This window comes from Clostridium celatum DSM 1785 (assembly GCF_000320405.1).
Lineage (GTDB): Bacteria > Bacillota > Clostridia > Clostridiales > Clostridiaceae > Clostridium > Clostridium celatum.
The window spans coordinates 1-22837 of record NZ_KB291633.1 but is presented as its reverse complement, the minus strand read 5'-3'; the positions used below and the strand labels follow the sequence as shown (position 1 = coordinate 22837).

Sequence of the window (22837 nt, the reverse complement as noted above, 5' to 3'; positions counted from 1 at the left end):
AATTATATATTTATAAATATATAATTACTCTTAGTCTTTACTAAGTTAGTTTATAATTTATTTGAACATAATAAATTTTATAGTTTAGATTTATTCTTTTCCTGTTTCATATGAATTAGTTATAGAAGATGGGAAGTTTAACATTATACAATCTTTCATTATTCTTTTATATTCATATTCTAGATATCTGAATTGAACTTTTACTTCTTTATCTTCAGTAATTTCTATAATTGCATAAGTGGGATTAGGTCGTCCTATTTTAGGTTTTCCAACACTACCAACGTTAATCAATAATTTATCTCCATATTTTTTAGCACAAGGTATATGAGTATGAGCACAAACTAAAACATTCTCTTCTAATGCTTTCATAACTTCAATTGTGTTAGGAGCATCTTCAAAAAGATAATCATTTATTGCGCTAGGACTACCGTGAGTGAACAATATATTAACTCCATTAAAAGTATATCTTAAGGAGGTTGGTAAGGAATCTAAATAGTATTTGTTTGAGATTCTAACCTCATTACATGCCCAAGGTAATGAAAAAGAATTAATTGTAGTATTTCTAATGAAGGTATAATCACCATCTACTACAGAAGCATCATAATTTCCTTTAATGCAAGGAATTTCTCTTCTTCTAATTAATGCAATAGATTCATTTGGATGAGGACCATATCCAACTAAATCTCCAAGGCAAATAATTTTATCAACATTTTGTTCATCTATATCTTCAAGTGCTTTCATTAGTGCATATATATTCCCATGAATATCTGATATAACTGCTATTTTCATCTTGTTATCCTCCAAATATTTTTAATAACATAAAAAATAAATTTTTATAAGTTAATTATTAAGCTTACAATATTTAAGTTATATTAAAAAAATGTCTTATAATAATTATATCACTATGAACAAAAAAAATATCAACAAAGTATTAAAAAGTGGATAATATAAAAATTTTAAGTTATTATAAACATAAGGAATTTAATTGAATTTTGGAGGCAGAATAATGAAAGATTCTAGAGTAAAAAAGGTATTAAGTAAAATGGTGGAAAAAAATATTCCGCAAATAATAGTAACTTCACCAGAATCTATTTTCTATTTAACAGGAAAAATGATTAGGCCAGGTGAAAGGTTAATTGCTTTATATTTAAATAGTGAAGGTAATCATAAATTAATAGTTAATAAGTTATTTCCTATACATGAAAATTTAGGAGTAGATATAGTTTGGTATGATGATATAGAAAATCCAATAGATAAACTATCTAATATAATTAAAAAAGGAGAGGTATTAGGAGTAGATAAAACTTGGCCAGCTCAATTTTTAATGGATCTTATGGATAGAAATATAGTAAAGGCTTTTGTTAACTCATCACCTATATTAGATACTTTAAGAATGATAAAAGATGAAGAGGAAATTCAAATAATGAAAGAATCATCAAAAATAAATGATGAAGTTATGCTAAAGCTTTGGAACAATTTAAAGCCAGGATATTCTGAAAAATATTATTCAAATCTTTTATCAGAAATTTATGAGGAATGTGGAGCATCAGGTTTTTCATTTTCACCAATAATAGCAACTAGTCCAAATGGAGCAGATCCGCATCATGGAACTGGGAAAGATAAGATTAAACTTGGAGATAGTGTAGTTTTAGATATTGGTGGAAAATATAAAAACTATTGCTCAGATATGACTAGAACTGTATTTATAGGTAAAGAACCAAGTAAAGAGCATGCAGATATTTATAACATAGTTAAGAATGCTAATGAAAAGGCTATTTCTATAATTAAGGAAGGCGTTAGATTTTCTGATATAGATAAAGCAGCTAGAGATTTAATAACTGAAGCAGGGTATGGAGAATACTTTACTCATAGAACAGGACATAGCATAGGAATTGAAGTTCATGATTTCGGAAATGTTAGTTCAGTAAATGATGATGAAGTTAAAGCAGGAATGATTTTTTCTGTAGAACCAGGTATTTATTTAAAAGATAATATTGGAGTTAGAATTGAAGATTGAGTTCTTGAAACAAAGGATGGATGTGAAGTTTTAAATTCTGTAACTAAAGAAATAGTTGTATAATAGTTTAGAATTATAAAAAAAGTGAAGTGAGCTTATATAGCTCACTTCATTTTTATAGTATTTCAATAACTCTATTCATTAATTTTATAAAATCATTTTTAACTCTAGCAGATGTTTCAATAACTTCTTCATGATTTAAAGGTTGATCTAATATTCCAGCTGCCATATTTGTTAAACAAGAAATACCTACAGTTTTTATTCCACAATGATTTGCTACGATAACTTCAGGAACTGTAGACATTCCAACAGCATCTCCACCCATAGCTTTAGCAAATCTTACTTCAGCAGGAGTTTCGTATGTAGGACCTGAGAACATTACATAAACACCTTGTTGCAGTTTAATTCCAAGTTCCTTACCAGCTTCTAAAACTTTATTTCTAAGTTCTAAGCTATAAGCCTCAGACATATCTGGGAATCTTGGGCCGAATTCATCCAAGTTTTGTCCAAATAGTGGATTTGAACCAGAGAAGTTTATATGATCAGTTATTACCATTAAGTCTCCCGCATTAAAATCTTTATTAACAGCGCCACAAGCGTTAGTAACAATTAATTTAGAAACCCCTAAAAGTCTCATTACTCTTACTGGAAAAGTTATTTTCTCCATTGAATATCCTTCGTAATAATGGAATCTTCCTTGCATAGCAACGACTTGTTTGCCGCCAAGTTTACCTATAACTAATCTACCAGCATGACCTTCAACTGTTGAAGTAGGGAAGTTTGGTATATCAGAATAATTATAGTATTCAGCATCTTCTATAGTATCTGCTAGCGAACCAAGTCCAGAGCCAAGTATTAATCCAATTTCAGGTTTATATTTACTTTGCTTTGAAATAAATTCAGCAGATGCTTTGATTTGTGTTAATAAATCCATTAAAATCACCTCTTATTTTTCGTCAAATGTATATTAAATTTATGATATAAGCTATTTATTTAATAGTATTTCTCCAACCTTAACTACATCTCCTGCTCCTACTGTAAGAACTAAATCATTTTCTTTAACCTTTGAAGCAAGATAATTTGCAACTTCTTCATGACTATGAAGGTTTATGCAGTTCATTCCTGTTTTTCTTATAGCATCTCCAAGTTCAATAGAAGAAACTAAACCAGTGTCTTTTTCTCTTGCAGCATAGATATCCATTAAGATAAGCTCATCTGCAGATGAAAAGCATGTAGTGAATTCATCAAAAAGAGTTTTTGTTCTAGTATAAGTGTGCGGTTGGAAAACACAGTAAGTTTTATTGTGCTCAATAAGTTTTGCAGTTGATAAAGTTGCTTTTATTTCAACTGGATGATGAGCATAATCATCTATTATAGTTGCACCATTAAATTCACCTTTGTATTCAAACCTCTTATGAGCACCTTTGCACTCAGCTAGTCCCTTTATTATTGACTCTTTAGGAATATTTAAAATTAAAGATGTACAAATAGTAGCAAGTGCATTTAATATATTATGCTTACCAGTTGTACTTAAAGTAACATCAAATAATTTTTCTCCATGTTTACATACTGTAAATGTTGCACAACCTTTATTATTGAAAGAAATATTAGAGGCTGTAACATCACCTTTAGTAAATCCATAGCTAATAGTTTTACATTTTGCATAATTAATAACTTCTAAAACATTAGCATCTTCAGCACAACCAACTAAATAACCATCTTCTGGAATTAAATCAGAGAATTTTTTAAAGGTCTCTTTGATGTGATTTAAATCTCTATAGTAATCTAAGTGATCTGCATCTATATTTAAAACTATTCCTATATAGGGATAGAATTTTAAAAATGACGCTTTATACTCGCAAGCTTCAGTTACAAAATATTCACTTTCACCTATTTTATAATTACCATGAATAGCATCTACATCACCACCAACTAATATAGTAGGATCTAAATTAGCACTTAATGTTATATGAGAAAGCATTGAAGTAGTAGTAGTTTTTCCGTGAGTTCCAGCTACTGCAACATTATATTTATGTCCCTTCATAATATAACCTAAAAATTCTGCTCTATCCATTAGTTCTATATTTTTGTTTTTAGCTTCAATTATTTCAGGATTGCTATCAGGAATAGCTGCGGTATATACTACTAAATCAACATTTTTTAAGTTTTCACTTTTATGACCTATGTATATTTCTGCGCCTGATTTTCTTAATTTATCTAAAACTTCAGATTCTTTAGCATCTGAACCTGATACGTTATAACCTTTAGTTAATAGTACAGCAGCAAGTCCACTCATACTGACTCCGCCAATACCTATAAAATGTACTTTTTTGTTTTTATCTGAATTTAAATCGAAAGACAAGATATCAACCCCTTTAACTTGGTAAATATAAACTTACATCTGTACTATAAAAAAGATATAATAAATTAGGATATAAATTTATATCTAGAATATAGAAAAGATGTTTCATTTATAATTATATACAAATTTATTATATTGAACACAAAAAATAAAAAATATATAAAATATTTTGTGACAAAAAAGAACAAAATGTTATTAATGAAGCGTTTATAAGCAATAATATGATTTTTATAAATATATAAATTATAAATAATATTTATTATGAAGAATTGCTTGAAAATAAGCAAAAACTATTGATAATGTATTTAATATAGAATAAAATATGAATATTGCACAGTAGGAATTTGAAATAATTCGTGTTTTTGAGAAAAAAAGGAAGGTGATATTAATGGAAAAATTAACTAGGAACAATAGAGTTGTAGCCATTACTAAGATATTAATAGAAACACCGAATAAAGTTATTGGATTAAATAGATTTTCGGAACTTTTAAATGCAGCTAAGTCTACAATAAGTGAAGATATAGTAATAGTAAGAGAAGTGTTAGAAAAATTGGAAATGGGTTCTGTTGAAACTATTTCTGGTGCGGCAGGAGGAATAAAATTTATTCCTAAGATGGGGAAGAGTGCTAGAGAGGATTTTGCAAATGAATTATGCAATGCACTATTAGAAGAAGGAAGAATAATACCAGGTGGATTTATTTATTTAACTGATATAATGTATAATCCACAAATAGTTAGTAAAGCTGGTATTATATTAGCATCTCATTTTAAAGGAATGAATATTGACTATGTAGTTACTGTAGAAACAAAAGGAATTCCTCTAGCATATGAAGTTGCCAAAAGTTTAGGTATAGAACTTGTTATCATTAGAAAAGATAATAAAGTTACAGAAGGACCAACGGTAACTATTAACTATGTTTCTGGTACTAGTGGAAGAATACAACAAATGTGCTTAGCAAAAAAATCAATGAAGCCTTTAAGTAAGTGTGTGTTTATTGACGATTTCCTAAGAGGTGGCGGAACAGCTAAAGGAATAAAAGATTTATTAAAAGAATTTGATAGTGAATTAGTAGGTACAGGAGTATTAGTTGATAATGTCGGAGTAGAAACAAAATGTGCTTCAGATTATGTATCAATTATAGAATTAGAATACGACAAAGAAACTGAAAAATTAAATCTTGAACCATCAAAATTAATTAAATAGTAAAAATTCAGTTGCTAAATTATATATGGAAAAATTTAAAAAATATTTAAGTAAAAAAAAGGGTTTTTAAACTTTTTATAGAAATATATAATTTATAAAAGCAACTGGAGGTGTAGTGAAATGACAATCACAGACGTTAGAATCAGAAAAATAGCAGCAGAAGGAAAAATGAAAGCTATAGTTTCTGTAACATTTGATAATGAATTTGTTGTCCATGATATTAAAGTAATAGAAGGACAAAACGGCTTGTTTATAGCAATGCCAAGTAGAAAAACACCAGATGGTGAGTTTAAAGATATAGCTCATCCAATAAACACTGAAACAAGAGAAAAAATCCAAGCTTCTATATTAGCTGCTTATGAAGTAGCGATGGAAGAGGAAAACGTTGTTATAGGTGAATAATGAATATAAAATAAGAGAGGCATATAACCTCTCTTATTTTATTTATATTTAATTAATAGTAAAAAATATCATGAACGTTTTGAAATAAAAAGGAACGTGTGATTTGTTAAATGTTAAATATGTATGATTAACTAAAATAATTAAAATACTGGCTTCCGTTTATGTAAGGTTGAAATACTCTACTTAATGAAATATAATATATGAGAATATTGACGAACGTTTCTAAGTTTATTTTAAAATTTGTCCTTAAAATAATTAAGATATAAGTTTCAGATAATATACAGCTATTGGAACATTTACATATATACGTATAGAAATAATTATAGAAAATCATGTAAGAATTGGTGATTTTGTTGAAATAAAAAATCTAAAATTGGTAATAATACTAAAGTATTTCATTTAACATATATTAGAATACAAGGATGAGTAGAAACAAGAGGTCTTATTAAGAAGTAATTCTTATTTATATAAACTATAAGATAAAAATATGGCAAACATTGTTATAATATTTAAGGAGGGTCTCATAATTATGATAGCTCATGGAAAGAAAATAAAGATATTTACAGGAAATTCACATCCTGAATTAGCAAAAGAGATTGCAGATTTACTAGGATTACCACTTGGAAATTCTAAGGTATCTACTTTTAGCGATGGAGAAATATCTGTTGATATTAATGAAACTGTAAGAGGTGTTGATGTATTTATAGTACAATCTACAAGTTCACCAGTTAATAATAATTTAATGGAATTATTAATAATGATAGATGCATTTAAGAGAGCATCTGCAGGAAGAATTACAGCAGTTATTCCTTACTATGGATATGCTAGACAAGATAGAAAGGCAAAATCAAGAGATCCAATAACAGCAAAATTAGTTGCTGATATATTAACAGCAGCAGGTGCAGATAGAGTATTAACTATGGATTTACATGCATCTCAAATTCAAGGATACTTTAATATTCCAGTAGATCATTTACTTGGTTCACCAATATTAGCTAGAAATTTTGTAGAACAAGGTTTTAAAGATAAAGATGATGTAGTAGTAGTATCACCAGATCTAGGAAGTGTTACAAGAGCTAGAAAATTTGCTGATAAGTTAAATGCACCAATTGCAATTATCGATAAGAGAAGACCTAAAGCCAATGTTTCAGAAATAATGAATATAATTGGTGAGGTAAAGGGCAAGAGATGTATACTAATTGATGATATGATAGATACAGCAGGAACTATAGCAAATGCAGCAAATGCTTTAAAGGATTTAGGAGCAAAAAATGTTTATGCATGTTGTACTCATTGTGTTTTATCAGGCCCAGCTTTTGAAAGAATAAATGCTTCTGCAATTGAAGAGTTAGTAATGTTAAACACTATTCCGCTTCCAGAGGGAGAAGGATTAGAAAAGTTTAAGTCAATTTCAGTTGCACCATTATTTGCTGAAGCAATTAAAAGAATTTATGATGATGAGCCAATAAGTAAGTTATTTGAAAATTAATAATATAGAAGGGTGTTGCGTAAGCAGCACCTTTTTCATATATTTTTTAATAATGTGTAACAAATGTAAATTTTATAAAAATTTTATTATTGTTTTTAAAATTCTAGTATAAAATATTAATTAAGGATGGTGAAAGATATGGAAGATAAATTAGGAAAAATATTAATTGTAGATGATGATACGCATATAAATGAATTAATAGATGTGTACCTGAAGAGTTCAGGGGATTCTACTAAAAGATGTTTTAATGGAAATGATGCATGTAATATAATTTCAGAAGGAAATATAGGGCTTGTTATATTGGATATTATGTTACCTGGTAAAGACGGAATAGAAGTATTGAAATTTATAAGAAAGAATACTGACATCCCTGTAATAATGTTAACTGCAAAAGGTGAAACATTTGATAAAGTATTAGCATTAGAATTAGGAGCAGATGACTATGTGGTAAAGCCATTTGACCCGAAAGAATTGATAGCTAGAGTTAAGGCTGTAACTAGAAGATATATTGCTGATAATAAAAGTAATGATATTATTGAATATACTGATTTAGTAATAGATATTGGAGCATATGAAGTTTCCTATAAAGGCAGTAATGTAAAGCTTGCTCCAAAAGAATTAGAATTATTATATTTTATGGCGAGCAATCCTAATAAGGTATTTACAAGAGAGCAGTTAATGTATGAGGTTTGGGGATATGATTATCCAGGAGATTCTAGAACAGTTGATGTTCATGTAAAAAGATTAAGGGAAAAGGTTAAAGGTGGAGATGAGTGGGAGCTTCAAACTGTTTGGGGTGTTGGATATAAATTTGAGGTGAGATAAGTGAAAAAAAACAGTATAGTAAGAAAGCTAATTATCACTTTCTCTTCAATAACAGGTGTTGTATTAATACTAGTTGGATTAATAATAAGTGTATGGTTTTATCAAAGTGATGAAAAAGAAAAGATAAGTACATTAAGCAAACAATTAGATATTGTTTCACAATCAATTGCTAATTATATAAGATATCAAGAGGGAACATATGAAGATATAAATAAGCTATTAAAGGTAACCTGCTTTACTAATAATATGGATGGAGTGGTTATAGATAAATTAGGATATGTTTATATGATATCTAATGATGAGTATAGTAATTTAAAGTATACTAAGCTAGATATACCAGATAATATTACAATTACTTCAGATAAGTTGCATCATAAAAAGAACATAATTAAAAATAATGAAGGGCATAATTTAGGAGCATATATTAAACCTATTTATTTTAATGAGCAATTAGATGGATATATAGTAATGATAGAAAAAGAACAAGTAAGTAGTAGACAGATGATAATTACTATATGGGTATCTGTAGTTATGGCTATAATAATTGCTGCGTGTATAGTTAAATATTTTGCGGAAGTTTTAGTGGTAGAGCCTATAGAAGAATTAAATAGTGCAGCTAAAAAATTAACTAAAGGGGAAGTAACTAAAAGAGTAAAAGTAATTAATGATAATGAAATAGGAGAACTTGCAGAATCATTTAATATAATGGCACAATCCATTGAAGAGTCTGATAACATAAGAAAAGAATTTATATCAAATGTTTCTCATGAATTAAGGTCACCAATAACATCAATCAAAGGATTTGTTGGTGGAATATTAGATGGAGTTATTCCTAAGGATAAAGAAAATTATTATTTAAAAATAGTTTATGATGAAATTGATAGATTAGCAAGATTAGTTAATGATTTATTAGACATATCTGCAATGGAAAGTGGAAAGTTTAATTTAAATATATCAGAGTTCGATATAAATCAAGTAGTTAGTTTATGTATTTTGAACTTAGAAGGTAAGATAAAAGCAAAGGGATTAAGTGTTAAAGTTACATTATGCGATAAGAGATGTTTTGCAATTGGAGATAGGGATAGGATAATTCAAGTTTTGACTAATTTGTTAGAAAATGCAATAAAATATAGCAATGATAATGGTCAAATAGAAGTAAATATAAATGTAAAGGGAGAAAAGATTTTTGTAAGTATATTTAATACTGGAGAAAATATAAATAATGAAGATATTAAGCATATTTGGGATAGATTTTATAAAAGTGATAAATCTAGAACAAATAAGATTAGTACAGGGCTTGGATTACCTATAGTAAGATTAATTTTATCTCAGCATAATGAGGATGTTTGGGTTAATAATATTGAGGGTAAAGGAGTAAATTTTACCTTTACGCTGAAAAGAAATATAGAATAGAATTTTTATATAGATAGTATTGGAGGAGAGTATGACAAATTATAAAAAGAATAAAAATACGTCAAGAACTCCACACTATAAAATAAGAAATATAATTTTTGAAAATAAGAATAATAAAAGAATAAAATTTAAAATACTTATAAAGATTATTTTGTATATATTAGTAGTTAGTATTCTAGGAGCTTTTATATCAAATATAAGTATTACATATAGATATGGCGGTCTAATAAAGCGAATCCAGAATGTTGAAAAAAATGGGGATACAATAATCTTAGATTATACAAAAATTATAAAAGAAGTAGCACCTTCTTTAGTTACAATAAGTGATTCTAAAGACAAACTTTTGGAAAAAAAGTATTTTGATAATAATATTACAGGAGTAGTGATAGATTCTAATGGAATAATATTAACAAATTATTCTGCTATAAAAAATAAAAGTCAGATTTTTGTTAATTTATACAAAACAATGGAAGAGCCTATAGAAGCTAAGTTATTAGTATTTGATGAAAGTATAGATTTAGCTATTATAAAAATAAGCGTTGAGGAAGAACTAGAAGCTGTAAAAATTGCAGAAATTAATGATATAAAAGAAGGGCAAGGAATTGTTATATTAGGAAATGCTATAAATAGCGATTATGTTGGCAGTGTTATTCCTGGAATAATAACATCAAGAGATGAGAAAATACTAAATAAAGATAATAGAGAGTATTCATTATTGCAGGTAAGTGCTGTGATAAATAATAAAAATACTGGTGGAGTAATTTGTAATTCCAATGGAGAAGTAATTGCACTTGCAAATCTAACTATTACAAAAGAAAAAAATGAAAATGGGCTTTATTATGGCTTAGAAATAAGTGGGCTTCAGGAAATGGTAAATTCAACCAATTCATTTAAAAGTATTTTGGGAATAAAAGAGGGCGGAATAATAGTTGATAAAATGAGTGAATTTACAGGGTTTTACATTGATGAATTAGTAAAAAATGGAAGTGCTTATAAAGCTGGAATTAAGCCAACAGATATTATTGTTAAGATTGATGGTCACCAAGTGATAAATGTTGAAGATATTATATATATATTGCAAAGTAAAAAGAAGGATGATATTTTAGAATGTAGCATTTTAAGTGATGGAGAATTAAAGGAAGTTGAGATAAAAGTAACAGAATAAAATTTAGGCTAATTCAAAAATAGAATTAGCCTAAATTTTTACTTTTAAATTAAATATAACGAGGGTAAATTCAATAATAAAAAACTTTTATTATTGAAAAAAATGGTATAATATAAAATAGTTAATTTTAAATAACGGAGGAAAAATAAATGTTTTTAATAGTAGGGTTAGGTAATCCAGGAAGTGAATATAATGGAACGAGACATAATATAGGATTTGAAGCTGTAGATTACATAGCTGATAAGTATAATATAGAGTTAAATAGGATAAAATTTAAAGGTATATTTGGAGAAGGTTTAATAAATGGCAAAAAAGTAATATTATTAAAACCTACTACATATATGAATTTAAGTGGAGAAAGTATTAGAGAGGTAGTTAACTTTTACAAGATATCAAATGAAGAAATAATAGTTATTTATGATGATATTAGTCTAGATGTGGGAAGACTTAGAATAAGAGAAAAGGGAAGTCATGGTGGACACAATGGTATAAAAAGCATAATTGCTAACTTAGGGACTGATGTTTTTCCAAGAGTAAAAATAGGTGTAGGAGCACCAAAGGGAAATTTAGTTTCACATGTATTAGGTAAATTTAATGAAGAAGAAATAAATGTTTTAAGAAAGACATTAATAGCAACAGAAGAGGCTGTAAATGTAATGTTAAAAAATGATGTTAAAGATGCAATGAATAAATTTAATGGATTTAATGCATGTAATGAAGGTTAATTGAGAATAGGGCAGGTGGAAAAAATGAGATTGAAAGGGCTGATGAGACCCTTAGAAGAAAGTAGCAATTTTAGTGAAGTTATAGGATGCTTACAAAAGGGTCAGCTTCCTATTAATTTATCGGGATTATCGGATTCTGGAAAAAGTTATGTGATAAATGGGATTTTTGAAAAGGTAGATAATTCAATTGTTGTTATTACGCATAATGAAATAGATGCAAAAAATCTTTATGAAGATTTAAGTCTGTACTCGACAGATGTTTATTTTTTACCTATAAGAGAAGTAGTATTTTATACTGTTGATGCTATTTCAGGGGATTTAAGATGGGCCAGACTTAAAGTCATAAACGAAATACTTAAAAAAAGAGAAAAGAAGATAATTGTAACGTCCGTCGATGCGATGACAACTTTATATACACCAAAACAAAAATATTTAGAATATAGTTTAACTATAAAACAAGGTGAAGAGGTTGATTTAAAAGATATTTCTACAAAGTTAATGAATTGTGGATATGAAAGAGTAGAAGTTGTTGAAGGAAAAGGTGAATTTTCATTTAGAGGAGGGATACTTGATGTTTTCCCTCCTAATGCTGTTTATCCATATAGAATAGAGTTATTTGGAGATGAAATAGATTCTATAAGAACTTTTAATATTGAATCTCAAAGAAGCATAGAAAAGATAGATAAATTCGATATTTTTCCAGCAAAAGAAGTTATAGTTGATGAAGAAGTCAAGGAAAAGGCAATAAATGGAATAACTGAAGAATTAAATTCGGTAATAGAAAATTCATCAAAGAAAGATGAAGATAGAGTAGATAAATTAAGAAGAATAGTAAATAAAAATTTAGAAATGTTAAAGGAAACATCAACATTTGAAACTATAGATAGTTATTTACCATTCTTTTATGATAAAATGGAGACATTTTTTGATTACTTAGAAGGTTTTACTTTTATTGTTGATGATATAAAAAGATGTAAAGGAAAGATAGATAGTATATATTATGAGTTTAATGAAAATTATACTTCGTTTTTATTGAGGAGATATATTACCATCTCAAAATAAGCTTCTTATAGATAATGATGAAATTTTTATTAATTTGGAAAAGAGCAACCTGATAACATTAAGTACGTTTGATGGAAGAAACGATATTATATCATTGTTTAAAGATATAGAACTTAAACAAACATCATTAAGCAATTATAATGGTCAATTTGATTTATTAGTAAATGATATAAAAGAAAGAAAAGAAAAAGGATATAAAACATTAATCCTTGCAGGAACTCGAACTAGAGGAGAAAGATTAGTAAAAACTTTACGTGATATGGAAGTAGAGAGTGTATACAAGGATAATGTAGATTCTATAGAATATGGTGAAGCTGTAATAACTTTTGGTAATTTGATTAAAGGATTTGAATGTCCAGATTTTAAGGTTTCTGTTATTTCAGATAAAGAGGTCTTTGGAGAAGCTAAAAAGGTATTACCAAAAAAGAAAAACAAGAAAAAAGGCGTTGGAAAAATAACAAGCTTTACTGAACTTAAACCTGGAGATTATGTTGTACATGCGAATCATGGTATAGGTGTATTTAAAGGCATTAAACAAATTGATGTAGCTGGTAACACTAGGGATTATCTTGATATTGTGTATGATAAAGGTGACAAATTATATGTACCAGTAGATCAATTAGATTTAGTTCAAAAGTATATAGGTAGCGAAGGAAATACTCCTAAAATTAATAAATTAGGAGGAACAGAGTGGCAAAAGGCAAAAGCAAAAGTAAGAAAATCTATAAATGAAATTGCCGAAGATTTAGTAAAACTTTATGCTACTAGAGCTGCATTAAAGGGCTATAAATATTCTAAAGATACAGAATGGCAAAAACAATTTGAAGATGAATTTCCATATGAAGAAACTCCAGACCAATTATCTTCACTAGAAGAAATAAAGAAGGACATGGAGTCAGATAAACCAATGGATAGATTACTTTGTGGTGATGTTGGTTATGGAAAGACAGAAGTTGCAATAAGAGCAGCGTTTAAGGCAGTTATGGATGGAAAACAAGTAGCATTTTTAGTTCCTACAACTATTCTTGCAGAGCAACACTATAAAAATTTAACTAAGAGATTTTCAGATTTCCCTGTAAAAATAGATATGATAAGTAGATTTAGAAGTACAAAAGAACAAAGAGCAACATTAAAAGCTTTAAAAGAGGGAAATGTAGATATTTTAATTGGTACTCATAGATTAGTTTCAAAAGATATTGAATTTAAAGATTTAGGATTACTTATAGTAGATGAGGAGCAAAGATTTGGAGTAGCTCAAAAGGAAAAAATAAAGAATTTAAAGAAAAATGTTGATGTATTAACTTTAAGTGCAACACCTATTCCAAGAACTCTTCATATGTCCCTTACTGGAGTTAGAGATATATCAGTAATAGAGACACCACCGGAAGAAAGATATCCTATTCAAACTTATGTTGTTGAACAAAATGATCAGCTTATAAGAGATGCTATTCTTAGAGAAATGGGTCGTGGAGGCCAAGTATACTTTGTATATAATAGAGTAGAGAGTATAGAAGGAATGGCAAATTATATAAGAGAATTGGTTCCAGAATGTAAAGTTGGAATTATACATGGGCAAATGACAGAAAAAGAATTAGAAACAGAAATGATGAATTTTATGAATAAGGAATATGATGTTTTAGTATGTACAACTATAATAGAAACTGGTATAGATATTCCAAATGTAAATACTATGATTGTAAATAATGCCGATAAAATGGGATTATCACAGTTGTATCAATTAAGAGGTAGAGTTGGTAGATCAAATAGGATTGCATACGCATATTTCATATATACTAAAGATAAAGTGTTAACTGAAATTGCAGAAAAAAGATTAAAGGCATTAAAAGACTTTACAGAATTAGGTTCAGGATTCAAAATAGCCATGAGAGATTTAGAAATAAGAGGTGCCGGAAATATGATGGGATCATCTCAACATGGACACATGGCAGCAATAGGATATGATTTATATTGTAGAATGTTAGAAGATACAGTTAAGCTAATAAAGGGTGAAATTGATAAGGAACCTATTGAAACAACAGTCGACATAAAGATTGATGCATATATACCATCATCATATATACAAGATGAAATTCAAAAAATAGAAATTTATAAAAAGATAGCTGCAATTGAAAGCTTAGAAGAGTATCAAGATATTAAAGAAGAGTTAGAAGATAGATATTCAGCATTACCAGAAGCTGTATATAATTTAATGGATATAGCTTATATAAAAAGTTTAGCTAAAGAATTATTAATTGAAGAAATAAAAGAAACACCTAAAGAGGTTAGATTTAAATTCCAACAAGGGTATAAAGACTTCAATAATATATATAAAATACTGCTAAAGAAATATAAAGAAAATATAATATTATATTTTGGAGATATTCCATTCTTTGCTATAAAATTAAATACAATAAAAAAAGAAGAGGCGATTAATTTCTATAAAGAAATTCTAAAAGAATTGATTGAAAATTCACATAAAAATTAGACAGTAAAATTTGAATAAAAAGGATAATACTGATATACTAAGTAGTGAAAGTAAAAATAATGTAAAGTGAGGGAAAAAAATTGAGAAAGATAAAAAATATTGTAGCTATTGCGGCTATTACAGCTATGGCATTTACAACTGTAGGATGTAATATGATAGCGAAAACTCCAGAAGCAATTCAAAAAACTGTCTTAGCTAAGGTTGGAAGTGAAAATATCACTTTAGCTGATGTTGATAGTGAATTACAAGCCGACATAGATTACTTAAAAGAGCAATATGGAGAAAACTACGAAGAAAATTTAGACGATACAATTAAAGAGCAATTAAAGGCGGCAAGACAAAGTGTTTTAAGTCAATTAGTAGAAGAAAAAGTAATAATAACAAAGGGAACTGAGCTTGGATATATTCCTTCAGATGAAGAGCTAGCAAGTGATATAGAAGCTGAAAAGGAAAAGTTTAAAGAAATATATGGTGGAGAAGAAGGATTACAACAAGCATTAGAATACTATGGAATGACAGATGAAAAATTTGATACATTTGTTACTAATATAGTAAAAACAGAGAAGGTACAAGATGCTGTTACTAAAGACATTACAGTAACTGATGATGAAATAAAAGAATACTACGATACTAATATAGCTAATTACACTAAAAATCCTGGTGCAAATGCAAAACATATTTTATTTGAAACTGAAGAAGAAGCAGCTGCAGCTAAGGCTAAAATAGATTCAGGAGAAACTACTTTTGAAGATTTATTTGCTGAATATGAAGGAAATGCATCATCAGGAATAAAACCTTTAGCAGAAGATTTAGGATATGTTGAAAATGAACAAGAAAACTTTGATACAGATTTCTTAGCTGGATTTAAAGTATTAAAGGAAGGTGAAGTTTCAGCACCAGTTAAAAGCTCATTTGGATACCATATAATAAAAGTTACTGATGTTGTAGCTGAAGCTACTGTAACTCCATTAGATGAAGTTAAAGATCAAATTAAATCAAGCTTAGAATATACTAAGAAAAATGAAGCTTTCACAAAGCAAGTGGAAGAATGGAAAAATGAATTAAACGTTAAAACTTACGAAGATAAATTATAATAGATATCTTTAGGTTATAAATAATAAAAAAGGAAGTTGTGCAAAATAAATTACACAACTTCTTTTTTGTTATAAATTAATATAAAATTTACTTTTTTATTACCATAGACTTCATAGAATTCCTCATTAGATGGACAATAATAAATATTGGGTAGATGTGTATAAAATTTCTAATACTTCAAATAATAATAATGCAGTTAATTATATAAACTAATGAAGGAGGTAACTCATAATAATGAAAGCTACAGGAATAGTTAGACGTATTGACGATTTAGGAAGAGTTGTTATACCTAAAGAAATAAGAAGAACTTTAAGAATAAGAGAAGGAGATCCTCTAGAGATATTTACTGATAGAGAAGGTGGGGTAATACTTAAAAAATATTCACCTATTGGGGAACTAACAGATTTCTCAAAGGAATATGCTGAAAGCTTACAACAAGCTATTGGACATATTGTCTTAATTGCAGATAAAGACGCTTTTATATCAGTGAGTGGGGCTACCAAAAAGGATTATTTTGAAAGAAAAATAAGCACTGAACTTGAAAATGTAATGAATGATAGAAAACCAGTAATTATAACTGAAGATAGTAAAACAATTCCACTACATAGTGATGAAGAAAATGGTGAGTATAGTAGTCAAGTAATTGCCCCAATTATTGCAGAAGGAGATGCAATAGGTGCAGTTTTAATAGTATCTAAAAACAGTGGAGAAAAATTTAATGAGTTAGAATTGAAATTATCAGAAACTGCAGCTGCTTTTTTAGGAAAGCAAATGGAACAATAAGTTTTTATATTAGAAAAGTAATAATACCTCTAAGCTTTAAATAATAATTAATAGGAGGAGTAATTTAAGTTTGGAGGTATTTTATGAAGAAGCAATCACTTATAAAGGGGAGTTTGGTTTTAGGTATTGCTGGAATATTGGCAAAGGTTTTAGGATTTTTTTTTAGATGGCCCTTAATAATGCTTATAGGAGATGAGGGAATAGGATATTATCAATTGTCTTATCCTCTATATATGTTTTTTGTAGCTATGGCATCTGGAGTACCTGTTGCTGTATCTAAAATGATTTCTGAAAGAAATGCAGTTAATGATATTGATGGAAGTTTTGAGGTAGTTAAAGAATCGGCATATTTGATGGCTATACTTGGAATAGGAACTTCTTTGATATTATATTTCTTTGCAAAACCAATAATTAATTTTTTAAAGTGGGATATGAAGTCGTATTATTCACTAATAGGAATAGCTTTTGCACCTGCAATAATATCTTTTGTGACTATTTTTAGAGGCTTTTTTCAAGGATTACAAAACATGACACCTTCAGGAATTTCACAAATTTTAGAACAAATAGGTAGAGTAGTTATTGGAGTTGGACTAGCATATATTTTATTTCCAAAAGGAATAGAAGTTTCAGCAGGAGGAGCTGCTTTTGGTGCAGCAGGAGGAGCTTTTATAGCATTAATATATTTAGGTTTTAAGTATATTAAAGTAAAAAAAGAAATGGGAATAAAGAAAGTAAAAACAAATACAGTTTTGCTAAATAGTATTTTAAAAATGGCAATTCCTATATCTATAGGTGCTACAGTAGGAACTATAATGAATTTAATAGATTCAATATTAGTACCACAAAAGTTATTAGAATCAGGTGTTACTAATGCAACAGCATTATATGGACAACTTACAGGAAAAGCTGCGGTATTAGTAAATGTACCATTAACATTATCTATGGCTATATGCACATCTTTAATTCCTATAATCGCTGAGGCCTATATACTTAACAGAAAAGAAGAAATGCAAAACAAAATAAGTATGTCTATGAAGTTGTCAGCAATTATAGCATTTCCATGTACGTTAGGTCTATTTTGCTTGGCAGGACCTATAATGAAATTAGTATTTTTTGATAAATATGAAGGAATAGAAATACTAAGATATCTTTCCTTATCAATACCCTTTGTTATAATAACCCAAACTACTACATCCATACTTCAAGCAACTAATCATTATATTAGACCAGTTGTTAATCTTATAATAGGGTGTGGAGTTAAAGTAGTATTAACTTGTGTATTGGTGCCAATTCCAAGTTTAAATATATTTGGAGCTGTTATAGCAAGTGTTGCTGCATATATTATAGTAACTATATTAAATGTTATATCTCTTAAGAGTAAAACAAAGTGTAGGATGAATATTTATGAGTCTTTCGTAAAGCCGGCATATGCAGCATTAATAATGATTATATCAGTAATGATTACTTATACATTTATAATGGGAAAAATACAAAGTAATAGTATTTCTTGCTTATTATCAGTATTTATGGGTATTATTATATATATAATAGCTATTCTAGTCTTAAAAGTTTTCGAAATAGATGAAATAAAGAGTAGATTAGTAAGAAAGTAATTAAGGAGAGTATCTTATGATAAAAATAGTTGGATTAGGACCAGGTTCACCAGATGCATTGACTATAGGTGCAGTTAAGGCTTTAGAAGAAAGTGAAAATTTGTATTTTAGAACAGAAAAGCATCCTACTGTAGATTATTTAAAAGAAGGATTAAAATCATTTAAAACTTGCGATAAATACTATGAAGAAGGAAGTAGCTTTGATGAGGTATATTCTAATATTGCAAAAAATATGATTGAAGAATATAAGGAAAAAGGTGAACTTGTTTATGCAGTTCCAGGACATCCACTTGTAGCAGAAAGATCAGTATTAAATTTAATAAATTTATGTGATGAAAATAATATTGAATATAAAATATTACCGGCTGTTAGTTTTGTTGATGCAATGATGGATAGACTACAAATAGACCCTATTGAAGGTTTAAAGATTATAGATGCATTCGATATAAAAAATCAAATTTTAGATAAAAGAATAGGAACAATAATAACACAAGTATATAATTCTCTAATTGCTTCAGAAGTTAAATTAGAATTACTTGAATATTATCATGATGAAACAGAAATATATTATGTAAGAGCAGCAGGAATAGAGGGAGAGGAATCTATAAGAAAGATTCCTATATATGAGCTTGATATGCAAGAGGACATAGATTATTTAACATCAGTATATATTCCTAAAGATACTAACAATAAAAAAGACTTTTATGATTTAGTAAATACAATAGAAGTATTAAGAAGTGAAGAAGGTTGTTCATGGGACAGAGAACAGACACATGAAAGTATTAAAAATTGTCTTTTAGAAGAAGCTTATGAGGTAATAGAAGCTATAGAAAATGATGATATAGATGGATTAATAGAAGAATTAGGGGATGTATTACTACAAGTAGTATTCCATTCTGTTATAGGTAAAGAAGATGGGTATTTTAATATTTCTGATGTTATAGAAGTTATTACTTCTAAAATGATTTATAGACATCCACATGTATTTGGAAATACAGTTGCAAATACTTCAGAAGAAGTATTAAAGAATTGGGATGAATTAAAGAAGCAAGAAAAAAACTATGAAACTATTACAGAAGAAATAGAAGGAATAGCTAAAACTTTACCAGCATTAATAAAAGCTCATAAGGTTCAAAAGAAGGTTGCAAAAGTTGGATTTGATTTTAAGGATGTAATTGAGGCAGCTACAAAGGTTGAAGAGGAAAAAAATGAAATTTTAGATGTATATAAAACCAATAATAGGGAAAAAATAATGAATGAAGTTGGGGATTTATTATTTGCTTGCGTAAATGTTAGTAGATTATTAGAGGTTGATGAAGAAGAAGCTTTAAATAAGTCTATAAACAAGTTCATAAAAAGATTTGCTTTTGTTGAAAAAGAACTTTCAAAAGCAGGAAAAGACATAAAAAGCTCTACAATAGATGAAATGAATTTATTATGGGAAGAGTCAAAGAAATACGATTAGTAAAAAGATAGCTATTTTACGTAAGTTTTAAGAAGGAATTTTAAAACTTGTGAAGAATAGTATTTAAGAGAGAATATTAAAATATGCTATACTACATGAAAAAGTTGTAATAATTATATTTTTATAGAAAAAAGCCCATATTTCTATAGACTACTTAATAAAGTGGATATATAATAAGAGAATGTAGTTATAGTACATAAGTAGAATAGTTAACTACAAAGATTTAACTGTTTATTTAAGGAGGATGTAAATCGTGAATAAAGCAGAATTAATTACTAGCATGGCAGAAAAAAGCCAATTAACAAAGAAAGATGCAGAAGCAGCTTTAAAAGCATTCATTGATTCAGTTCAAGAAGCTTTAGAAAGTGGTGATAAAGTTCAATTAGTTGGATTTGGTACTTTTGAAACTAGAGAAAGAGCTGCAAGAGAAGGTAGAAATCCAAGAACTAAAGAAACTATAAGCATTCCAGCTTCAACTGTTCCAGTTTTCAAAGCAGGAAAAGAGTTCAAAGAAAGAGTTAATAAGTAATTATAAATTTTAAACCCGAGTTATCTCGGGTTTTTTGATATATAAAATTATTTGATTATTGATGGAAATGAAGGAGATAATATGAGATTAGATAAGTATTTAAAAGTTTCAAGAATAATAAAAAGAAGAACAGTAGCTAAAGAGGCATGTGAAGGTGGAAGAGTATCTATAAATGACAAAATTGCAAAGCCATCAACAGATGTAAAAGAGGGCGATATAATCGAGATTACTTTTGCAACTAGAAAGTTAAAAGCAAGAATAATAAATATTGCAGAACATGTAAGAAAAGAAAATGCTAAAGAAATGTACGAAATTCTAGAGGGTGTAGAAGATAGAGAATAATTTTTAAAAATCCTTCATATATTTAATAAAGAAATATATGGAGGATTAAATATATGGAAAAGAAAATTGAAGAAAATAAAGGAAATATTGTTTTGGAAAATAGACAGAAAATGACGCTTACAGGAGTATTAGAAGTAATTAGCTTTGATGATGAGAAAATATTCTTGAATACTAAACTAGGAAACTTAACAATAAAAGGTTCTGATCTTAAAATGAATAAATTAGATGTACAAAATGGGGATATAATAATAATGGGAAATATATCTTATATTGTATATAGTGGAAAGGATATTAAAAAAGAAAAACAAAGTCTAATAGAAAAATTATTTAAGTAGGTGAGATTTTATGCCGTTACCAACAGACATACAATTTAGTATAATTTTTTATGCAATAATTGCGGGTATATTAACAGGAGCAATGTTTGATTTATATAGAATTATAAGAGGTAATATAAATGTAAAAGTAATAATTGTCATTGAAGATATATTGTTTTGGGTTCTTGCAGCGATGATAGTATTTGCCTTTTTACTTTATAAGAATTATGCTTTTTTAGGACCATATGTATATGTATTTATGTTAATCTCTTTAGCTGTATACATAAAATTTATAAGCGAAAGTGTAATAAAAGCTGAAGTAATTATTCTAAATATGATTATAAAGGTCAGTAGAATATTATTTAAGAATTTAATATATCCTTTTAAGGTAATCTTTTATAATTTAACTGGAAAAAATAATTAGTACAAAAAAATAGCTTGAATAAAATATGTAGAGTGTTTAAAATATATTTATAGAATGTTATAAAAGAAGGTACTATTTTTATGAGAAAAAAAACAAACCTTACAGGGATAATGATTATTTTAATTTGTTCTGTTTTTACTTTAAGTTTAATTAAGCAAGGAATCGTATTAAAAAGAATAAAAAATGATATTGCTATTCAAACTAAACAACTGGAAGAATTAAAAGAAAAAAACTCAAAGTTAGAAGCCGAATTAGAAAGTGCTCAGACTGGAAATAGTTATCTAGAAAAGTTAGCTAGGGAAAGATTAGGGCTAATTAAGGAAGGCGAACAACAAGTTAGCTCAATAAAAAATCAAGAATAGTGTTACTAATGTTTAAATTAATAATAATAAGGTTATTATTAATAATATAAATTATTAAAATTTAAGGAGGATTCTTTGTAAAATGACCTTAATGGCAGGAAACATATTAGAGGGTACAGTGGTAAATATCACAAACTTTGGAGCGTTTGTAGAGATTGAAGGAAAAACAGGGTTAGTTCACATTTCAGAGGCTGCAGATTCTTTTGTTAAAGACATAAGACAACACCTTAATGAACAAGATAAAGTAAAAGTAAAGGTTATTTCTATTGATGATAATGGGAAGATTAGCTTATCTATAAAGCAAGCTAATATAAAGAAGAAATCAGTAAGACCAGCAGAGATAGAATGGACTCAAGAAAAGAAGAAAGTAGCTCCAGCAAATTTTGAGGATATAATGTCAAGATTTTTAAAGGACAGTGAAGAAAGACAACAAGACTTTAAAAAGCATCAAGAATTTAAAGGAAAAAGCAAAAAAGGCTTTTAAAAGATAAATAAATAGATTTAATATATAGAGGAGTTGGTGAATCCAACTCCTATATTTTTTAAAAAAATTTATTTATTTAATATAAAATATTTAAAGATTAAGCTTTTTATAGTCGTAAAAATGGCTATTTTACTAGGGTTTAAGAGAATTTAAATAAAAAATAAAAAAAATACAAAAAAATGTTGACAGTATTATGTTGATGCTATATAATTAATTTTGTCGTCAGGTAGACGACGCAAAACAAAACATGCTGAAGTGGCGGAACAGGCAGACGCAC

20 protein-coding genes and 2 pseudogenes are annotated in these 22837 nt (G+C 27.9%); 19 read left to right on the top strand and 3 right to left on the bottom strand.

Going from position 1 to position 22837, the window contains the following annotated elements:
- Nucleotides 1-90: 90 nt before the first annotated feature.
- Entirely contained in the window at nt 91-789 is a 699-nt protein-coding gene (locus HMPREF0216_RS06855) for a metallophosphoesterase family protein (protein WP_005212889.1), read from the bottom strand.
- A gap of 217 nt (nt 790-1006) precedes the next feature.
- Here HMPREF0216_RS06855 and HMPREF0216_RS06850 point away from each other — a divergent pair.
- Nucleotides 1007-2080 (top strand): annotated as a pseudogene (locus HMPREF0216_RS06850) (M24 family metallopeptidase).
- A gap of 52 nt (nt 2081-2132) precedes the next feature.
- Here the strand turns inward: HMPREF0216_RS06850 and HMPREF0216_RS06845 are convergent.
- Together HMPREF0216_RS06845 and murC are read right to left on the bottom strand one after the other, a co-directional pair.
- Nucleotides 2133-2951, bottom strand: coding sequence for a purine-nucleoside phosphorylase (locus HMPREF0216_RS06845; RefSeq protein ID WP_005212886.1), 819 nt, complete (start codon nt 2949-2951; stop codon nt 2133-2135).
- A 51-nt stretch (nt 2952-3002) separates the two neighbouring features.
- Nucleotides 3003-4379: a UDP-N-acetylmuramate--L-alanine ligase gene (gene murC, locus HMPREF0216_RS06840; RefSeq protein ID WP_005212884.1), complete on the bottom strand. Its 1377-nt coding sequence runs from the start codon at nt 4377-4379 to the stop codon at nt 3003-3005.
- Nucleotides 4380-4767: 388 nt separating this feature from the next.
- On the opposite strand from murC, the gene purR reads away from it, so the two are divergent.
- From purR to HMPREF0216_RS06750, 18 genes and pseudogenes are all read left to right on the top strand, one after another.
- Nucleotides 4768-5583, top strand: a complete 816-nt coding sequence (gene purR, locus HMPREF0216_RS06835) for a pur operon repressor (RefSeq protein WP_005212880.1) — start codon at nt 4768-4770, stop codon at nt 5581-5583.
- 120 nt (nt 5584-5703) lie between these two features.
- A complete protein-coding gene (gene spoVG, locus HMPREF0216_RS06830; RefSeq protein ID WP_005212877.1) occupies nt 5704-5985 on the top strand; it encodes a septation regulator SpoVG in 282 nt (93 codons plus the stop codon).
- A gap of 529 nt (nt 5986-6514) precedes the next feature.
- Nucleotides 6515-7474, top strand: coding sequence for a ribose-phosphate diphosphokinase (locus tag HMPREF0216_RS06825; RefSeq protein WP_040419271.1), 960 nt, complete (start codon nt 6515-6517; stop codon nt 7472-7474).
- 138 nt (nt 7475-7612) lie between these two features.
- Nucleotides 7613-8299 carry a response regulator transcription factor gene (locus HMPREF0216_RS06820; protein WP_040419269.1) on the top strand — a complete coding sequence of 229 codons (687 nt, stop codon included), beginning with the start codon at nt 7613-7615 and terminating at the stop codon, nt 8297-8299.
- Nucleotides 8300-9712, top strand: coding sequence for a sensor histidine kinase (locus HMPREF0216_RS06815; RefSeq protein WP_005212865.1), 1413 nt, complete (start codon nt 8300-8302; stop codon nt 9710-9712).
- A gap of 31 nt (nt 9713-9743) precedes the next feature.
- Nucleotides 9744-10877: a S1C family serine protease gene (locus tag HMPREF0216_RS06810; protein WP_005212864.1), complete on the top strand. Its 1134-nt coding sequence runs from the start codon at nt 9744-9746 to the stop codon at nt 10875-10877.
- A gap of 149 nt (nt 10878-11026) precedes the next feature.
- Nucleotides 11027-11602, top strand: coding sequence for an aminoacyl-tRNA hydrolase (pth, locus tag HMPREF0216_RS06805; protein WP_005212861.1), 576 nt, complete (start codon nt 11027-11029; stop codon nt 11600-11602).
- Nucleotides 11603-11626: 24 nt separating this feature from the next.
- A pseudogene (gene mfd / locus HMPREF0216_RS06800) lies at nt 11627-15149 on the top strand (transcription-repair coupling factor).
- A gap of 80 nt (nt 15150-15229) precedes the next feature.
- On the top strand, nt 15230-16243 hold the full coding sequence (locus tag HMPREF0216_RS06795) for a peptidylprolyl isomerase (protein ID WP_005212857.1): 1014 nt from the start codon (nt 15230-15232) through the stop codon (nt 16241-16243).
- 235 nt (nt 16244-16478) lie between these two features.
- Entirely contained in the window at nt 16479-17027 is a 549-nt protein-coding gene (spoVT, locus tag HMPREF0216_RS06790) for a stage V sporulation protein T (protein ID WP_005212856.1), read from the top strand.
- Nucleotides 17028-17110: 83 nt separating this feature from the next.
- Nucleotides 17111-18640: a putative polysaccharide biosynthesis protein gene (locus HMPREF0216_RS06785; RefSeq protein ID WP_005212855.1), complete on the top strand. Its 1530-nt coding sequence runs from the start codon at nt 17111-17113 to the stop codon at nt 18638-18640.
- 16 nt (nt 18641-18656) lie between these two features.
- A complete protein-coding gene (gene yabN / locus HMPREF0216_RS06780; RefSeq protein ID WP_005212854.1) occupies nt 18657-20105 on the top strand; it encodes a bifunctional methyltransferase/pyrophosphohydrolase YabN in 1449 nt (482 codons plus the stop codon).
- Between the two features lie 253 nt (nt 20106-20358).
- Nucleotides 20359-20634 (top strand): HU family DNA-binding protein, encoded by a 276-nt coding sequence (locus tag HMPREF0216_RS06775; RefSeq protein ID WP_005212847.1) that lies wholly within the window; start codon nt 20359-20361, stop codon nt 20632-20634.
- A gap of 81 nt (nt 20635-20715) precedes the next feature.
- Complete coding sequence (locus HMPREF0216_RS06770; RefSeq protein ID WP_040419267.1) at nt 20716-20976, top strand: RNA-binding S4 domain-containing protein; 261 nt, start codon at nt 20716-20718, stop codon at nt 20974-20976.
- A gap of 53 nt (nt 20977-21029) precedes the next feature.
- The gene (gene yabP / locus HMPREF0216_RS06765) at nt 21030-21311 is read left to right on the top strand and encodes a sporulation protein YabP (RefSeq protein ID WP_005212843.1); all 282 of its coding nucleotides are present in this window, start codon (nt 21030-21032) and stop codon (nt 21309-21311) included.
- A 10-nt stretch (nt 21312-21321) separates the two neighbouring features.
- The gene (gene yabQ / locus HMPREF0216_RS06760) at nt 21322-21714 is read left to right on the top strand and encodes a spore cortex biosynthesis protein YabQ (protein ID WP_005212841.1); all 393 of its coding nucleotides are present in this window, start codon (nt 21322-21324) and stop codon (nt 21712-21714) included.
- An 80-nt stretch (nt 21715-21794) separates the two neighbouring features.
- Nucleotides 21795-22076, top strand: coding sequence for an FtsB family cell division protein (locus tag HMPREF0216_RS06755; RefSeq protein ID WP_005212839.1), 282 nt, complete (start codon nt 21795-21797; stop codon nt 22074-22076).
- A gap of 82 nt (nt 22077-22158) precedes the next feature.
- A complete protein-coding gene (locus HMPREF0216_RS06750) occupies nt 22159-22560 on the top strand; it encodes a S1 domain-containing RNA-binding protein (protein WP_040419265.1) in 402 nt (133 codons plus the stop codon).
- Nucleotides 22561-22837: the final 277 nt, after the last annotated feature.

Coding starts and splice junctions, on each gene's coding strand:
- HMPREF0216_RS06855 (WP_005212889.1), bottom strand. CDS start 789: ATGAAAATAGCAGTTATATCAGATATTCATGGGAATATATATGCACTA.
- HMPREF0216_RS06845 (WP_005212886.1), bottom strand. CDS start 2,951: ATGGATTTATTAACACAAATCAAAGCATCTGCTGAATTTATTTCAAAG.
- purR (WP_005212880.1), top strand. CDS start 4,768: ATGGAAAAATTAACTAGGAACAATAGAGTTGTAGCCATTACTAAGATA.
- spoVG (WP_005212877.1), top strand. CDS start 5,704: ATGACAATCACAGACGTTAGAATCAGAAAAATAGCAGCAGAAGGAAAA.
- HMPREF0216_RS06825 (WP_040419271.1), top strand. CDS start 6,515: ATGATAGCTCATGGAAAGAAAATAAAGATATTTACAGGAAATTCACAT.
- HMPREF0216_RS06820 (WP_040419269.1), top strand. CDS start 7,613: ATGGAAGATAAATTAGGAAAAATATTAATTGTAGATGATGATACGCAT.
- HMPREF0216_RS06810 (WP_005212864.1), top strand. CDS start 9,744: ATGACAAATTATAAAAAGAATAAAAATACGTCAAGAACTCCACACTAT.
- pth (WP_005212861.1), top strand. CDS start 11,027: ATGTTTTTAATAGTAGGGTTAGGTAATCCAGGAAGTGAATATAATGGA.
- spoVT (WP_005212856.1), top strand. CDS start 16,479: ATGAAAGCTACAGGAATAGTTAGACGTATTGACGATTTAGGAAGAGTT.
- HMPREF0216_RS06785 (WP_005212855.1), top strand. CDS start 17,111: ATGAAGAAGCAATCACTTATAAAGGGGAGTTTGGTTTTAGGTATTGCT.
- yabN (WP_005212854.1), top strand. CDS start 18,657: ATGATAAAAATAGTTGGATTAGGACCAGGTTCACCAGATGCATTGACT.
- HMPREF0216_RS06770 (WP_040419267.1), top strand. CDS start 20,716: ATGAGATTAGATAAGTATTTAAAAGTTTCAAGAATAATAAAAAGAAGA.
- yabP (WP_005212843.1), top strand. CDS start 21,030: ATGGAAAAGAAAATTGAAGAAAATAAAGGAAATATTGTTTTGGAAAAT.
- yabQ (WP_005212841.1), top strand. CDS start 21,322: ATGCCGTTACCAACAGACATACAATTTAGTATAATTTTTTATGCAATA.
- HMPREF0216_RS06755 (WP_005212839.1), top strand. CDS start 21,795: ATGAGAAAAAAAACAAACCTTACAGGGATAATGATTATTTTAATTTGT.
- HMPREF0216_RS06750 (WP_040419265.1), top strand. CDS start 22,159: ATGACCTTAATGGCAGGAAACATATTAGAGGGTACAGTGGTAAATATC.